We start from the raw sequence: 14,925 nt of genomic DNA on the forward strand, positions 1-14,925 counted from the left end.
TCCTTAGACAGCGAGGTACTGTCGAATCAGCTGATCACTGAGGTTGTCCATCGTGTCGCTTGCCACTACCCGCCCTTTTTCCATAAGGCGAAACTCCTGCCCAACACGACGGGCAAAGCCCAGTTTCTGTTCAACCAGTACCACCGTCAGCCCCTCTTCCTGATTCAGTTTCAGAATCACATCGCCAATCTGTTTAACAATGTTAGGCTGAATTCCCTCATTCGGCTCATCCAGAATGAGCACTTTAGGTTCAATCACCAGCGCACGACCAATGGCCAGCTGTTGTTGCTGACCACCGGACAGATCGCCCCCACGCCGGTGCAGCATGTCATGCAACACCGGGAACAGTTCAAACACCTTGTCCGGTATGGTTTTACTGCCATCCTTGCGGATCGGCAGGCCAATGCGCAGGTTTTCCTCTACTGTCAGCAGCGGAAAGATGTCCCGGCCCTGTGGCACATACCCAATGCCCAGACGGGGACGGCTCTCTGCCGACAGTGTATGCAGGGAGTTACCTTCATAGATAATCTCCCCGCTGTTGATGGGCAGCAGGCCCATCAGACATTTCAGCAGGGTGGTTTTACCCACCCCGTTGCGTCCCATGATGCAGGTACAACTGCCCTGCTCGATCTGCAGATCCAGATCCCAGAGTATCTGGGTACCGCCATACAGCTGATTAACCTTGTTGATGGCTATCAATGTTCTTCCCCCAAATACACTTCGATCACATCCGGATGATTCTGCACCTGATCCATGGTGCCCTCCGCCAGCACACTGCCCTGATGCAGCACGGTGACAGTGCGGGCGATACTGCGCACAAACTCCATATCATGCTCCACCACGATCACAGTATGGTCACCGGCCAGCGAGGTGAGCAGTTCAGCGGTGCGTTCGGTTTCCTGTGCGGTCATGCCCGCCACCGGCTCATCCACCAGCAGCAGGCGCGGGTTGGACATCAGCAACATGCCGATCTCCAGCCACTGTTTCTGACCATGGGAGAGTGCCCCGGCCAGCATAAAACGCTGCTCTTTCAGGCCGACGATCTCCAGCACCTCTTCGATGCGGACCACCTGAGCAGGGGTCAGGCGCGCGGTCAAATTAAACAGAATCTGTTTACTGGCCTTAAGCGCCAGCTCCAGATTGTCCATAACGGTATGGGCTTCAAATACCGTGGGTTTCTGGAATTTGCGGCCGATGCCCAACTGCGCAATCTCGGCTTCATCTTTTTCCAGCAGGTTGATGGTCTGACCAAAATAAACCGTACCGGAATCACAGCGTGTTTTGCCGGTGATCACATCCATCAGGGTGGTTTTACCCGCACCGTTGGCGCCGATCAGACAGCGCAACTCACCGTCGTTGATATACAGGTTCAGGTCATTCAGTGCCTTGAAGCCATCAAAACTCAGGCTCAGCCCTTCCACATAGAGCAACACCTGTTTGGAAACATCGATCTCCGGCGCTTTGGGCATCAGAAACGGCCAGACATGCTCCCGGTCGAATATTTCACGTGCGGTATCCAGCGTACTCATGCGCGTTCCTCCTTCGCCGGTTCAGCCGTGATCGGTTTTGCTTTACCCGGACGACGACTGAACAGCCCCACCAGCCCTTTCGGCAGGAACAGGGTCACCAGCACAAACAACGCACCCAGCGCAAACAGCCAGCCTTCCGGCATGATGGCGGTGAAACGGGTCTTGGCGTAGTTCACCAGCAGCGCACCAATCACTGCACCAATCAGCGTGCCACGACCACCCACGGCCACCCAGACCACCACTTCAATGGAGTTCAGCGGGGAAAACTCACCGGGATTGATAATGCCCACCTGAGGCACATAGAGCGCACCGGCCACCGCCGCAATCATGGCGGAGTAAACAAAGAGCCAGACCTTGTAGCGTTCAGTGTGATAACCAATAAAACGCGCTCTGGACTCACCGTCACGGATCGCCACAATCACCTTGCCGAAGCGCGAGCGCAGGATCAGTTTGCTGAGAATAAAGATCAGCCCCAGCATCAGCGCAGTGGTCAGAAACAGCACCACACGGGTGGTGTCCGACTGCAGATCAAAACCCATCAAGTCTTTAAAATCGGTCAGGCCGTTGTTGCCACCAAAACCCATCTCGTTGCGGAAGAATGCCAGCATCAGTGCATAGGTCATCGCCTGGGTCATGATCGACAGATACACGCCGGTCACCCGGGAGCGGAACGCCAGCCAGCCAAACACAAAGGCCAGCAGACCCGGGATCAGCAATACCATTAGCATGGCAAACCAGAACTGATCCATGCCCTGCCAGTACCAGGGCAGTTCCGTCCAGTTCAGGAACACCATGAAATCCGGCAGTTCCGGGTTACCGTACACACCCCGGTCGCCGATCTGACGCATCAGGTACATGCCCATGGCATAGCCACCCAGCGCAAAAAACGCGCCGTGACCCAGACTCAGAATGCCGCAGTAACCCCAGATAATATCCACCGCCAGTGCCAGCATCGCATAACACAGGTACTTGCCCAGCAGGGTGATGGTGTAGGTACTGACATGCAGCGGTGAATCCACCGGCACCAGCAGATTGGCGGCGGAGGCCAGAATACACAGGGCACCCAGAATCACCACAAACGGCATGGTTGAACTGCCCGGCTGTTCGCGGCCAATAGAGAATATTTTTTCGATCAGATTCATTCTGCGGCTCTCCCTTTCTGCGGGAACAATCCTTTAGGCCGTTTCTGGATAAACAGGATAATGAACACCAGTACCAGAATGCTGGCCAGCACCGCACCGGTGACCGGCTCAAGGAATTTATTGGCAATACCCAGTGAGAAGGCCGCCACCAGTGTACCCAGCAGGTTACCCACGCCACCAAACACCACCACCATAAAAGAATCGATGATGTAGGCCTGTCCCAGATTCGGGCCAACGTTGGTGAGCTGACTCAGGGCAACACCGGCAATACCGGCAATCCCGGAACCCAGACCAAAGGTCAGCGCGTCCACCCAGTCGGTGCGGATACCCATGGCTTTAGCCATATCACGGTTTTGCGAGACGGCGCGGACATTCAGACCCAGATTGGTTTTTTTCAGGATCAGTTGCAGGGCAAAAAACACCAGCAGCGCAAACGCCAGAATGTAGAGCCGGTTGAGGGTCAGCGACAGCACCGGGTTGATCTCAAGCGAACCGCTCATCCATTCCGGTGTTGCCACCTGACGGTTCAGCGGCGAAAAGATGGTGCGTACCAGTTGCTGCAACACCAGGCTGATCCCAAAGGTGGCCAGCAGGGTTTCCAATGGTCGCCCATGCAGATAGCGGATGACAAACCGCTGAATCAGCATACCGACACTGCCGGAGACGATAAACGCCAGCGGAATCGCCACCCAGAGGGAATAATCGATCAACTCCGGCATCAGCAGCTGCACCACATAGGTGGTGTAAGCGCCCAGCATGATCATCTCGCCGTGGGCCATATTGATCACCCCCATCACGCCGAAGGTGATGGCCAGGCCAATTGCCGCCAGCAGCAGGACTGAACCCAGACTCAGGCCAAAAAACAGCTGGTCAATAAAGGCAAACATTTCTACCCGCTGCTCGATTGCAGCCAGGGCTTTTTTCGCCGCCGCCTGCACCTGTTTATCACTGTCTGTGACAGCCTGATTCAGGACAATGCGTACTTCACTTTCCAGACTGTCCTGCATAATTTGGATGGCAGAGAGGCGTGAAGCGGTGTCAGTCTGGGTACGCACAACATCCAGTGCCAGCGCCAGATCCATGATCGACTGCACATCAGCATCTGTTTCCTGCTGGCGCAGATTGGCAATCAGCTCAACCGTTGGGGCATCCAACTCAGATAACAGTGAACGTACCGCCTGCAGACGCCTTTCGGGATTAGTCGCGGTCAGCTGAATACGCGCAATGGCGCCACGCAGATAACTGCGCAGCGTATTGTTAACGCGAATCTTCTTGAGTTCGCTGCTGGGCACAGCGGCCATGGCATTGCCGGTCAGGGCATCCAGCAGGCTGTCATCATCATTCACAATGACCACCTGGGCACTCTCTTTCACATAGTAGAGATTGCCGTTCAGCAGACTGCGAAAGAGCGGCAATAACTGCTCACCTGCTTTGGCCTCAAGCTGTTCCAGTATATCTTGCGTGTCTTTCAGCTTGGCCTCGGTTAACTGCTGTAACAACACTTCGGTGGTGATTTCTACCGGCGCGGTGATCTCTGTTGCTTCGATCTCACCGGGCAGCGGTTCAGCAACCGCCGCAGTTGTCAGCAGCCACAGGCAGCAAAAGAGAGAAGTTAATGTTCTCACCCAATCACTCCATTTGACTGATGTAGGAAGCGGCCGGCTGACCGCTCAGAGGATAGGCTGGGGGTCCCCCCGGAACCCCAGCCAACGATCAGTAGTTCTGACCGGAACAGGTTTTGGTTTTGGTGTTGTAGTTGCCGCACTTAACCGGCGCGGTCCAGTCGGAGATCAGATCTTTAGAACCCGGCAGGAAGTCAGACCAGGCATCACCCGGTACCACACCGTCGGTTTCCCAGACGACTTCAAACTGACCATCTTCCTGAATTTCGCCAATCAGCACCGGCTTGCTCAGGTGGTGGTTTTTGTTCATCACCGCCATACCGCCGGTCAGGTTAGGTGTGGTCTGACCGATCATCGCCTGCTCAACGGCATCAACCGAGGTCGTACCCGCCTGTTTCACCGCATTCACCCACATATTGAAGCCGATGAAGGTCGCTTCCATTGGGTCGTTGGTGACGCGCGCAGGGTTTTTGGTGAAGGCTTTCCACTGAGTAATGAACTCAGCATTAGCCGGCGTTTCAACGCTCTGGAAGTAGTTCCAGGCAGCCAGATGGCCAACCAGTGGTTTGGTATCGATACCGGACAGCTCTTCTTCACCAACAGAGAAGGCAACTACCGGGATATCTTCAGAGGAAACGCCCTGGTTACCCAGTTCTTTGTAGAACGGTACGTTGGCATCGCCGTTGATGGTGGAAACCACCGCGGTTTTCTTGCCGGCACTGCCGAACTTCTTGATCTCTGACACAATAGACTGCCAGTCAGAGTGACCAAACGGGGTGTAATTAATCATGATGTCTGCTTCAGCCACACCCTTGGCTTTCAGGTACGCTTCCAGAATCTTGTTGGTGGTACGTGGGTAAACATAATCGGTACCCGCCAGTACCCAGCGCTCAACACCCAGATCGTTCATCAGGTAGTCCACCGCAGGAATGGCCTGCTGGTTTGGCGCTGCGCCAGTGTAAAACACGTTTTTGGACGACTCTTCACCTTCATACTGCACCGGATAGAACAACAGGCCGTTCAGCTCTTCGATTACCGGCAGTACGGATTTACGGGACACTGACGTCCAGCAACCAAAGATCACATCGACCTTGTCCTTGGTCAGCAACTCACGGGTTTTTTCAGCAAACAATGGCCAGTTAGAGGCCGGGTCAACCACAACCGCTTCCAGTTGTTTGCCCAGCAGACCGCCTTTCTTGTTCTGCGCTTCCACCATCATCAATACGGTGTCTTTCAGTGTGGTTTCACTGATCGCCATGGTGCCGGACAGGGAGTGCAGGACACCCACCTTGATGGTATCTGCCGCCATCACACTGAAGCTGATGACTGATGCACCTGCCGCCAGCGCGACACCTTTTGCCAGTTGCTTGATCTTCATATCCGTCGAGTCCTTTGAGTTGTTGTGTTCCGGGGGCGAAACCGGATTGCAGTTCATTTACCTCTGGAATTATTGAGCAAAGAACGCCTGGGCGGTATGCGCCGATTACCCCAGCGTACCTACGTCATTTAACGTACTTGAAAGATGCGGACCGGCGTACTGAACCAAGGTCTGGCTTTTAAACACAGCCTGACATGCTATAGATGGAGCCAAACCACCCTTGGGGAAGCCCGATGATAAAAACACTCAAAACCAGTGCAGCCGAGCTGGTTGCAGCGGCTAAAAAAGAGATAACAGAATATCTGGCCGTCGAAACCATTCCCTTGTTAGAGGATGATTCAGTGGTGATTGTCGATCTGAGGGATGTGCGGGAACGTGAACGCAGTGGTTTTATTCCCGGCAGCTTTCACTGCCCAAGGGGTATGGCAGAGTTCTGGGTGGACCCGCAGAGCCCCTACTACAAACCGATCTTCGGCGAAGATCGGCAGTTTATCTTTCATTGTGCCTCGGGCTGGCGATCAGCCCTGACGGTTAAGACACTGCAGGATATGGGGATGCAGAACATCGCCCATATCAGTGATGGTTTTACCGGCTGGCAGGCGGCTGATGGGCCGGTTGAGCACTATCAGTCAAAGAACTGAAAAAGCTCTCAGTCGCCTGCGCTTAATAAAACTCAGAGCTCACGCATAATGGCGCGGACTTTTTCCAGATAAACTGATTCCGGCAAGGTACCGTTGTCATAGAGTGCCTGCAGTTTTTTCAGGCGACTCTCAAGATCACCGCTGGCAGCTGGTGCGGCTGCAACCGGTTGCTGAGCCTGCTCCAGTTTACGAATGCGCTCTTCTAGCACGTCATTGCTCGCTTCCTGCTGCTCTTCCGTCAGGTATTTTTTATCCAGCCGCTCTACCTGCTGGGTGCTGACGGCATACTCGTAGGACTGGCTCATATCGACCGACAGCCAGTCGCTGCGCCCGTTAACGGCTTCAGCACCGTCAAACAGGGGTAAGGTCCACTCATGGGCAGTCGCCTGTTGCAGGTTGCCGGTATTCAGACCATTACGCAGAATCTCGGCTTTGGTGGCATTTTTGCCATAGGTACCGGTCACACCAGAGCGAAGTTGCTTAAGCTGCACATCCACATGCATCTCGCCAAGCAATAAATAGAACCGATTATCGCGCACGTAAGCGGTACCGCTCACAGACAGGCGCTGACGGCCAATGTAGGAGGGACGGAAATCCGATATGGTAAACACAACTGCTTCATCGGTTTTCGCCTGCTGCAGAGCCTGGTTCACTTTATGCGCCAGCAGATCGATTTCGCGGTCTGTAAAAACACGCTGACGGCGAACCACTTCATCAGCCAGTAGTGATTCACTGGGATTGTATTGGCTGTTTTCAACCTGCACCTGACTCAGCAGGCGGGCCAGTGAATCAACCGGAACTGTTTGCGGATGGCTGAAGGCACTCTGACCTGAGACGTCACGCAGAGCGATATAGTCCGCCTGTTTTTGCCAGAGAATATTGAGATCTGCTCTAGCGCCGATCGAAACCAGCATCAGCAACGGAATTAAACCCAGAACATGGAGAGTTGAATAACGCACAGTGGCATTCCTTCTTATTGTTTTATGAATAACGAAGGAGACACAGCAAGAAATAGGCCTGTTTTACCATGGATTTTGGGGTGCAAAATCAGGCCTTATCGCAGGATTTTATAGAAATAGGCAAATTGACTGCGACACTCTGTCTCAATCGCTGCACCAGTTCGTCAAACAACAGGGTCACACTTCGGTCGCCGCCATCAGCCGCAGGGCAATACCCGCAGCGGCAGTACGGTTCTCGACACCCAGTTTGGGAAACACCTGTTCCAGATGTTTATTCACTGTGCGCGGACTCATATCCAGTATCTCACCAATTTCCCGGTTGGTTTTGCCGTTGGCGATCCAGTAAAGCACTTCTGATTCGCGCTCGGTCAGCGACAGTTGCTGTTTCAGCATTGCAGCGCCGGATAGACGTTCACCGTCCAGCAGTTTCAGCAAAGCGGTATCTTCCTGAAACCCCAGATACTTAACCGACAGAGCATACTCGAGACCCGCCAGTGCCAGAGCATCACCCACCGCAGGAGACAGTGCCAGCCACTGCGCCACCTGAGCCGAAAACTGCTGCTCCAGCCAGGGCTGTTCTGCCTTGGCCCGACCAAACAGAGCCCGGGTTTGCGGCGTCGCCCAGACCAGCACCCCTTCCCCTGTAACCGTCAGCAGATGCTGACCCGTACTGTCGAGGGCGGACTGGGCACTGGAAGTCAGGCGGGCATTGCTCAGGTGCACCCGCATCCGGGCCAGCAACTCATCGGGGCGGATCGGTTTGGTCAGATAATCCACCCCACCGCACTCCAGTCCACGCACAATGTCCTGGGTATCGGTCAGGCCGGTCATAAAGATCACCGGAATAGACGCCAGATTACTGTCAGCCTTAAGCCGCTGACAGGTTTCAAAGCCGTCCATATTGGGCATGATGGCGTCCAGCAGAATGATGTCGGGCCGAATCTGCCGGGCGATGGTCAGGGCCTGTTTTCCCTCCAGCGCCACCAGTACATCCATACCGGCCTGTTCCAGCGCATCATTGATCAGACTCAGCGCGTCCGGGGAATCATCCACCACCAGCACAATATCAGGGCCTGTATGCGCTCCGTTCACTGTTCAATCTCCAACCGTTCTGCCAGTTGCGCCAGCTGAAAGCCACGCACCATCTGTTGTACCTGGGTTAAGGTGTTCTCCGGGAGCAGGCTTTCTGCTTCCAGTTGAACCAGCACCTGTTTCACGCCCTTACTATACCCCATCCGGGCACAGGTCCTTAGCTCCTGAATCAATGGATGATCCGGAACAGAGATTGGCCCGGTAGCCGAATGCACCACAGGCAGGGGTTTGTGTTCCGGTTGCCGATAGGTCCACTCCAGTTTGAGATGCTGCGCCAGACTCTCAAGCAGATTCCGGTTGCTGATCGGTTTGACCAGATAAGCATCGTAGGCCGCCTTTTCATCCGGTTCACGCTGATGCTCCTGGGCATCGGCAGAAAGCATCACAATGGGGGCAGAACAGCCCTTCTGGCGCAGCTTTTGCGCCAATTGCAGACCGCTGATACCGGGCATGGACACATCCAGTAAAAACAGGTCAGGCTGACACTGATCCAGTTGCGCCAGACAGCTTTCTGCATCCATCGCTTCGACGACTCTGAAACCCAGCGGCGCCAGCAGGTCCGCCAGCATACCCCGCAGTACCGGGTCATCATCTACCAGCATCAGGCAACGTTCATAGCCCATATAGCCGACAATCGGCAGGCTCTCATCCGTATCAACCTCAGACTGTACCCAGGGCAGCATTAAGCGGACCCTGAAACAACTGCCGCGCCCGGGTTCACTTTCCACTTCAAGATCGCCACCAATAATATCGGTCAGCAGCTTAACAATGGTCAGCCCTAATCCAGTGCCGGGCAGATTACGGGTGGAGTGATTACGTACCCGCTCAAATGGTTCAAAAATACGCTGCAACTGATCCGGTGGAATACCACTACCGGTATCTTTCACAATCAGTTCTGCCACCTGATTGCGATACCCAACCGAAAACGTCACCTGACCCGAGGCGGTGTACTTCACTGCATTGGAGAGCAGGTTGATCAGAATCTGGCGCAGGCGTTTTTCGTCGGTCATGACAAACTGAGGCAGGGTATTTTTGATCTGATACTCAAAGCCGATCCCCTTCTCCTGCGCCTGCATGCTGAACATATTCACCAGCTGCTGCAGCAGCTCCGGCAGCGCTACCCGGCTGCGGTACAGCTCCAGACGACCGGCTTCGATTTTGGAAACATCCAGCAGACCTTCAATCAGATCCGTCAGATACTGGCCGCTGCGGTGGATTACCTCCAGACCATGCCGATGCCGGTCGGGTGTTTCAGTATGTTCTGACAACAGTTGGGCATAACCCAGAATCGACTGCAGCGGCGTGCGTAACTCATGGCTGATCCCGGTGAGATACCGGCTTTTCGCCGCATTCGCCCGCTCTGCCAGCTCTTTGGCCTGTTGCAGTTCGCGGTCGGTTTTTTCATGGGCCTCGATCTCCAGCATCAGCTTGCGGGTCTGCCGGTTAGACTCTTTCTGTGCCACCACCCGGCTCTCATGGGCCAGCAGGAACAGCCAGGCGATCACACCCGATGCGATCAGCAGGGTAAAAAACAGCGTCCAGAGCGTGTCCTGCAACAGCAGTTGTTCACTGGGGCTTTCAGGTTGCATCTGGCGGTAGATCACCGCCAGCAACGCCGCATTCAGCAAGTTAACCGACAGCAGTACCGCGATAAAACGGCCCATCCGAGAACTGAACAGACGAACCACACGGCTGGGCAGAAACAGCCGCAGAAACGCCGTAATCTGTTGTGACAGGCGACCATGGGGTTTACAGCTGTCGAGACAGCGCACATCCAGTGAACAGCAGAGTGAACAGATCGGCTCGGCGTAGGCGGGACAATAACTCATATCCTCCGGCTCGAACGGGTTTTCACAGATCACACAACTGACCGTGCCACGACGGCCACCCTCCCGTGCCAGAATATAGGGTTCCAGCTCAACCGAGGGTCGGGCCAGATAAAAACGCCCGCCAGTGATCCAGGCAATCAGCGGCACCGCAATAAAACAGGTTGCCAGACTGACAAAGTGACAGAGGTTTTTGGCCACCTCACCAAACATGCCCAGATAACAGACCATGCCCAGCACTGTGGCCAGAATCATCGAGCCAGTGCCCACCGGATTAATATCAAACAGGTGGCCACGCTTGAATTCAACGTAGGAGGGGCTGAGTCCCAGCGGTTTGTTGATCATCAGGTCCGCTGAGAGCGACGCCAGCCAACTGACCGCCACAATCGCAAACACACTGAGGATCGCTTCCAGCACCTGATAGATGCCCAGCTCCATCAGAATCAGCGCCAGCGCAACATTAAACACCAGCCAGACCACCCGCCCCGGGTGGCTGTGGGTCAGCCGCGAAAAGAAGTTCGACCAGGCAATGGAGCCAGCATAGGCGTTGGTCACGTTGATTTTCATCTGCGAGATAATCACCATCAGTGCCGCCAGCACCAGCGAGATCGAGGGTGACTGGGTCAGATAGGTGAATACCGCCTGATACATGTAGGTTGGGTCTGTGGCCTGAACCAGCGCTTCACCCCGGGTGATCGCCAGATAGGCCAGAAACGAACCCAGCAACATTTTGATAACGCCAATAAAGATCCAGCCAGGACCGGCCAGGGTCAGCCAGAACCACCAGCGTTTTTTATTCTGCGCGGTTTTTTCCGGCATAAAACGCAGATAATCCACCTGCTCACCAATCTGCGCTACCAGGGCAAAAAATACAGAGGCCGCTGCCCCAAACAGCAGAATATCAAAACCCGTGGTACCCGCCTGTGAAGGTGGTACATACTGGGTCCAGCCCTCAATTTGCTGATACTCGTGCACCACCACCACACCCAGCGCCGTACACTGCAGCAATACCCAGAGAGTTTGTGTGCCAAGCTGGAAACGACTGATGGCTTTGATGCCATGGGTCACTATCGGGATCACCGCCACAGCGCAGATCACATAACCGATACTCAACGGAATACCAAACAGCGCATTCAGTGCTGAGGCGAGAATCGCCGCCTCGATGGCAAAAAAGATAAAGGTAAAAGAAGCGTAAATCAGTGAGGTGATGGTTGAGCCAAGATAACCAAACCCGGCGCCACGGGTCAGCAGGTCAATATCAAGGCCATGTTTGGCAGAATAATAGGCGATTGGCAGACCGGTAATAAAAAACACCAGCGATACCGCCAGCATCGCGGCCACCGTATTGGTAAAGCCGTAACTCAGGGTCACTGCCGCGGCAATCCCCTCCAGAGCGAGAAACGCAGTCGCACCCAGGGCAGTTTTGGCAACCCGCTCGATGCTCATATTACGGCCGTTTTTAGCCGTAAAACGCAGGGCGTAATCTTCCAGCGTCTGGTTGGCGACCCATTTGTTGTACTGGCGTCGTACCTTGAAAATTTTCTGTGCTGCTGGCATGCCCTTGTCCCGTCAAGCTCAGGGATTAGCATACTGGAATTTTGCGCGGGAAACAGTCTGCAATCAGACCGTGGGAACAGGAGAAACAGACAAAAAAATTGGGCAACGTGTTGTCACGTTGCCCACCGAAGTTAAGGGGGGGATGGAGAAAAACCTCAATGATTGAACGTATGAGTTTCGTCCATCGGATTAGTTCCGCCCTTAACCAGATTTTTTTCATTTTTTTCGCAACGACGCCCCGTCCACATCTGCCGAATCAGATTGCTGGGACCCAGCAGACTGAACAACAGCACCGCGGCCACATGCATGAAGACCAGCATCAGTGTGGCATTGGCGAAAAATTCATGGATCTCTTCCAGCCATGATTCGCCCCAGAACATATCTGTCGTGGTCAGCCATCCGGTGAGTCCAACCAGCAACAAACCGCTCATCAGGGCGATAATCATCAGGCCACCCAAAGCGCTGTGGCCATCATGTTTTTTGATCTCTCCGTGGGCGAGTTCGCCCAGGTGTGCTTTTACAGCTGCCTTGCGCGGAAAGAAATCACTAAAACGTGCATTTCTGGGTCCGATAAACCCCCAGCAGACTCGCACCAGCAGCGCAGCCAGAATGTAATACCCTATCCATTCATGCAGGGTTTCACCCTCTTCAGCCAGGGTAAAATTCAACAGAAACCCTGCTGCCACACTCCAGTGAAAGATTCTTATCAGTGGGTCCCAGATTCTAGGCTGCGTCTGCATAGCAAAACCTCTCAGTCTTCCATTTTAGCTTTGACGACTTCACCGGTTTCCGGGTGGAAGTAAATCTCTACACGACGCTGTTCCTGATCGTAGCCATAGATTTCATAGCAGCCACCGGAGGTGACCTTGAATTTTTTGATGCTATAGCCCTGATCCAGAATCTGCTGTTGCATGGTGTCTTCAGGGATCCAGTTGGTTTTGTCACCATCGGTACATTTTGGGCCGGCCAATGCAGTGCCGGCAGCAGTCATCATTACGGTGGCAATCATAAGAGATTTCATTGTCATAAGCTCCTTGTGTTACTGACCTGATCAGTATGCAAATCGAAGCTTAAAGTAATCTTAGGAAGTTGCAGTTTTGCTACGTCGCGCTGAAAGTGAACCGCTACCTTCAGGCAATGCTAACGCGGCCAATCCACCGTCACGGTCAGTCCGCCTCCCGGCGTGTCCGAAAGCACGAGTCTGGCACCCTGCAATTGCGCCACCAGAGACACAATCGACAGCCCCAGCCCGGCACCTTTACCATCTGATTTATCCAGACGATAAAACCGTTCAAATACCGCCTCACGTGCTGTCGCCGGAATGCCGGGGCCATGATCAACAATCTGCAGTTGCACCGCTTCAGGCAGCGACATAAGACTGACGTTGACCAGGGTACCTGCCGGACTGTAACGGATGGCATTCTCAACCAGATTGCGCACCAGCATGGCGGACAGCGTAGGATCAATATCAACCGTCGGGACCGGTTGCTCCGACAGGGCCAGCTCCACCTGAGCCGCATCCGCCAGCGGTATCAGATCAGCCATTACCTCACCGCAGAGCTCATGCAGATCGGCTGGCTGGCGTTGTAACTGATACTCTTTGGGTTCAAGGCGGCTCAGAGCAAGCAGCTGTGTAACCAGTCGCTCCATCCGCTCCACAGCCTGCAGCAGTGCGTCTGACAGCTCAGGTCTGAGGTCACCCGTTTCCAGGTGGACACGCAGTGCTGCCAGCGGGGTACGCAACTCATGCGCCGCATCATCGGTAAACCGTTTTTCACGTTCCAGTCCGGCCTGCAGTCGCACAAACAAGTGATTTACGGCTTCAACCATCCGCTTCAGTTCATCCGGCAGATTCTGATCAGGCAGCGGCTCCAGATCATTGCTGCCACGGCTATCCAACTGCCGGGTAATGGCACGTAAAGGTCCAAGTCCCCACTGAATCACTAACGCTATCAGCACAACCAGAACCGGCAGCGTTAACAGCAGGGGAAGAATCAGTTTACCGGTTATCTGGCCGGTTAACTCCTCACGCACCACATTGTTCTGGCCGGTGCGAATCCACACCCCATGATCAGGGTCATACAGGGTATAGACCCGCCAGAGCCGCCCTTCGAGTTCCAGCAGATCGAAACCGGCTTGAGTCGGCATGTGCGCTTTAAAGTGTTCAGGGACGTTGAGCAGTAATGTGCCGTTATCCAGCCAGGCCTCAAAGGCAATTTTGCTTTCGTAGGGGTGTCCGGGATTCAGTTGGGCGGCATCAGGAAAATCCCAATGACCCGCTTCACTGTTGAGTTGCTGCAGGGATTCGCGCAGCTCCTCTATCGTTTCACGTTCCTGATGATCCACCACCAGCCCGTGAAAAAAACGGGCCGACTGCACCAGCGACGCATCAAACAGCTCCTCGACCTCATGGGAGCTGTGCCAGGAGGTCCACAGACTGGAAATCGCACTGCTGAGTACCAGCATCAGGAGAGTGCCGATGATGAGAAAGGTACGTATTGACCTCATGCTGGCTTTTCCACCCGATAACCAACGCCCCGGATGGTTCTGATCAGGTCATGGCCGCACTTTTTACGCAAATTATGAATATGCACCTCAAGCGCGTTACTTTCCGGATCGTCTTCACCATAGAGTTGTTCTTCCAGCCGGCGGCGGGTCAGCACCTCACCCGGACGCTCCAGCAGTAAGGTCAGCAGATCAAATTCCCGTTTGCTTAAGGACACCGGGAGCTGGTCAATAAAAGCCTCGCGAGCCCTGAGGTCAAGCCGGATATTTCTGAACTCAATAGATTCATCCTGACGACCGATGGAGCGCCGGTATAACGCCCGGATTCTGGCTTCCAGTTCCGCCAGAGAGAAGGGTTTGACCAGATAGTCATCCGCGCCGCTGTCCAGACCCGCAATACGATCTTCAACGCTATCACGTGCAGTCAGCAGCAAAACCGGTATCGGGTGCTGTGCCTGCCGTAGCCGTCGCAGCACTGAAAGTCCATCAAGTTTAGGCAGGTTGATATCAAGGATAATCAGGTCCGGGGACAGATCGGCATGTGCCGCCAGTGCGGCTTCACCGTCCGTCACCCAGTCAACCTGATAACCTTTATCACGCAGACCCAGTTGAATCCCCTGCCCCAGCAGGTTGTCATCCTCGACCAACAACAGCTGCATAGAATGCGTCCAGCC

13 protein-coding genes are annotated in these 14,925 nt (G+C 54.4%); 1 reads left to right on the forward strand and 12 read right to left on the reverse strand.

Annotated features, from left to right (window positions below; genetic code table 11):
* Positions 1 to 3: 3 nt before the first annotated feature.
* The 5 genes from urtE to urtA all read right to left on the reverse strand — a co-directional run bounded on the left by urtE (position 4) and on the right by urtA (position 5,671).
* Positions 4 to 699 (reverse strand): urea ABC transporter ATP-binding subunit UrtE, encoded by a 696-nt coding sequence (urtE, locus tag P2G53_RS03185; protein ID WP_275813581.1) that lies wholly within the window; start codon positions 697 to 699, stop codon positions 4 to 6.
* On the reverse strand, positions 696 to 1,529 hold the full coding sequence (gene urtD / locus P2G53_RS03190; RefSeq protein ID WP_275813584.1) for an urea ABC transporter ATP-binding protein UrtD: 834 nt from the start codon (positions 1,527 to 1,529) through the stop codon (positions 696 to 698). Before urtD ends, urtE begins: the two co-directional genes overlap by 4 nt.
* A complete protein-coding gene (gene urtC / locus P2G53_RS03195) occupies positions 1,526 to 2,671 on the reverse strand; it encodes an urea ABC transporter permease subunit UrtC (RefSeq protein WP_275813587.1) in 1,146 nt (381 codons plus the stop codon). Before urtC ends, urtD begins: the two co-directional genes overlap by 4 nt.
* On the reverse strand, positions 2,668 to 4,296 hold the full coding sequence (urtB, locus tag P2G53_RS03200) for an urea ABC transporter permease subunit UrtB (RefSeq protein WP_275813590.1): 1,629 nt from the start codon (positions 4,294 to 4,296) through the stop codon (positions 2,668 to 2,670). The genes urtC and urtB overlap by 4 nt, the downstream gene beginning before the upstream one ends.
* A gap of 88 nt (positions 4,297 to 4,384) precedes the next feature.
* The gene (gene urtA / locus P2G53_RS03205; RefSeq protein ID WP_275813593.1) at positions 4,385 to 5,671 is read right to left on the reverse strand and encodes an urea ABC transporter substrate-binding protein; all 1,287 of its coding nucleotides are present in this window, start codon (positions 5,669 to 5,671) and stop codon (positions 4,385 to 4,387) included.
* A gap of 233 nt (positions 5,672 to 5,904) precedes the next feature.
* Here urtA and P2G53_RS03210 point away from each other — a divergent pair, with 233 nt between their 5' ends.
* Positions 5,905 to 6,312 carry a rhodanese-like domain-containing protein gene (locus P2G53_RS03210; protein WP_275813596.1) on the forward strand — a complete coding sequence of 136 codons (408 nt, stop codon included), beginning with the start codon at positions 5,905 to 5,907 and terminating at the stop codon, positions 6,310 to 6,312.
* 32 nt (positions 6,313 to 6,344) lie between these two features.
* On the opposite strand, the gene P2G53_RS03215 is transcribed toward P2G53_RS03210, so the two are convergent.
* The 7 genes from P2G53_RS03215 to P2G53_RS03245 form a co-directional block, all read right to left on the reverse strand.
* Positions 6,345 to 7,271 carry a hypothetical protein gene (locus P2G53_RS03215; RefSeq protein WP_275813599.1) on the reverse strand — a complete coding sequence of 309 codons (927 nt, stop codon included), beginning with the start codon at positions 7,269 to 7,271 and terminating at the stop codon, positions 6,345 to 6,347.
* A 177-nt stretch (positions 7,272 to 7,448) separates the two neighbouring features.
* On the reverse strand, positions 7,449 to 8,363 hold the full coding sequence (locus tag P2G53_RS03220; RefSeq protein ID WP_275813601.1) for a response regulator transcription factor: 915 nt from the start codon (positions 8,361 to 8,363) through the stop codon (positions 7,449 to 7,451).
* Entirely contained in the window at positions 8,360 to 11,746 is a 3,387-nt protein-coding gene (locus tag P2G53_RS03225) for an ATP-binding protein (RefSeq protein ID WP_275813604.1), read from the reverse strand. The genes P2G53_RS03220 and P2G53_RS03225 overlap by 4 nt, the downstream gene beginning before the upstream one ends.
* A 155-nt stretch (positions 11,747 to 11,901) precedes the next feature.
* Positions 11,902 to 12,486, reverse strand: a complete 585-nt coding sequence (locus P2G53_RS03230) for a cytochrome b/b6 domain-containing protein (protein ID WP_275813608.1) — start codon at positions 12,484 to 12,486, stop codon at positions 11,902 to 11,904.
* 11 nt (positions 12,487 to 12,497) lie between these two features.
* The gene (locus P2G53_RS03235; RefSeq protein WP_275813611.1) at positions 12,498 to 12,767 is read right to left on the reverse strand and encodes a PepSY domain-containing protein; all 270 of its coding nucleotides are present in this window, start codon (positions 12,765 to 12,767) and stop codon (positions 12,498 to 12,500) included.
* A 119-nt stretch (positions 12,768 to 12,886) separates the two neighbouring features.
* A complete protein-coding gene (locus tag P2G53_RS03240; RefSeq protein ID WP_275813614.1) occupies positions 12,887 to 14,254 on the reverse strand; it encodes an ATP-binding protein in 1,368 nt (455 codons plus the stop codon).
* On the reverse strand, positions 14,251 to 14,910 hold the full coding sequence (locus P2G53_RS03245; protein WP_275813617.1) for a response regulator transcription factor: 660 nt from the start codon (positions 14,908 to 14,910) through the stop codon (positions 14,251 to 14,253). Before P2G53_RS03245 ends, P2G53_RS03240 begins: the two co-directional genes overlap by 4 nt.
* Positions 14,911 to 14,925 lie beyond the last annotated feature (15 nt).

The sequence above is a fragment of the Neptuniibacter sp. CAU 1671 genome (assembly GCF_029222905.1).
GTDB lineage: Bacteria > Pseudomonadota > Gammaproteobacteria > Pseudomonadales > Balneatricaceae > Neptuniibacter.

Coding starts and splice junctions, on each gene's coding strand:
- urtD (WP_275813584.1), bottom strand. CDS start 1,529: ATGAGTACGCTGGATACCGCACGTGAAATATTCGACCGGGAGCATGTC.
- urtC (WP_275813587.1), bottom strand. CDS start 2,671: ATGAATCTGATCGAAAAAATATTCTCTATTGGCCGCGAACAGCCGGGC.
- urtA (WP_275813593.1), bottom strand. CDS start 5,671: ATGAAGATCAAGCAACTGGCAAAAGGTGTCGCGCTGGCGGCAGGTGCA.
- P2G53_RS03210 (WP_275813596.1), top strand. CDS start 5,905: ATGATAAAAACACTCAAAACCAGTGCAGCCGAGCTGGTTGCAGCGGCT.
- P2G53_RS03225 (WP_275813604.1), bottom strand. CDS start 11,746: ATGCCAGCAGCACAGAAAATTTTCAAGGTACGACGCCAGTACAACAAA.
- P2G53_RS03230 (WP_275813608.1), bottom strand. CDS start 12,486: ATGCAGACGCAGCCTAGAATCTGGGACCCACTGATAAGAATCTTTCAC.
- P2G53_RS03235 (WP_275813611.1), bottom strand. CDS start 12,767: ATGAAATCTCTTATGATTGCCACCGTAATGATGACTGCTGCCGGCACT.
- P2G53_RS03240 (WP_275813614.1), bottom strand. CDS start 14,254: ATGAGGTCAATACGTACCTTTCTCATCATCGGCACTCTCCTGATGCTG.
- P2G53_RS03245 (WP_275813617.1), bottom strand. CDS start 14,910: ATGCAGCTGTTGTTGGTCGAGGATGACAACCTGCTGGGGCAGGGGATT.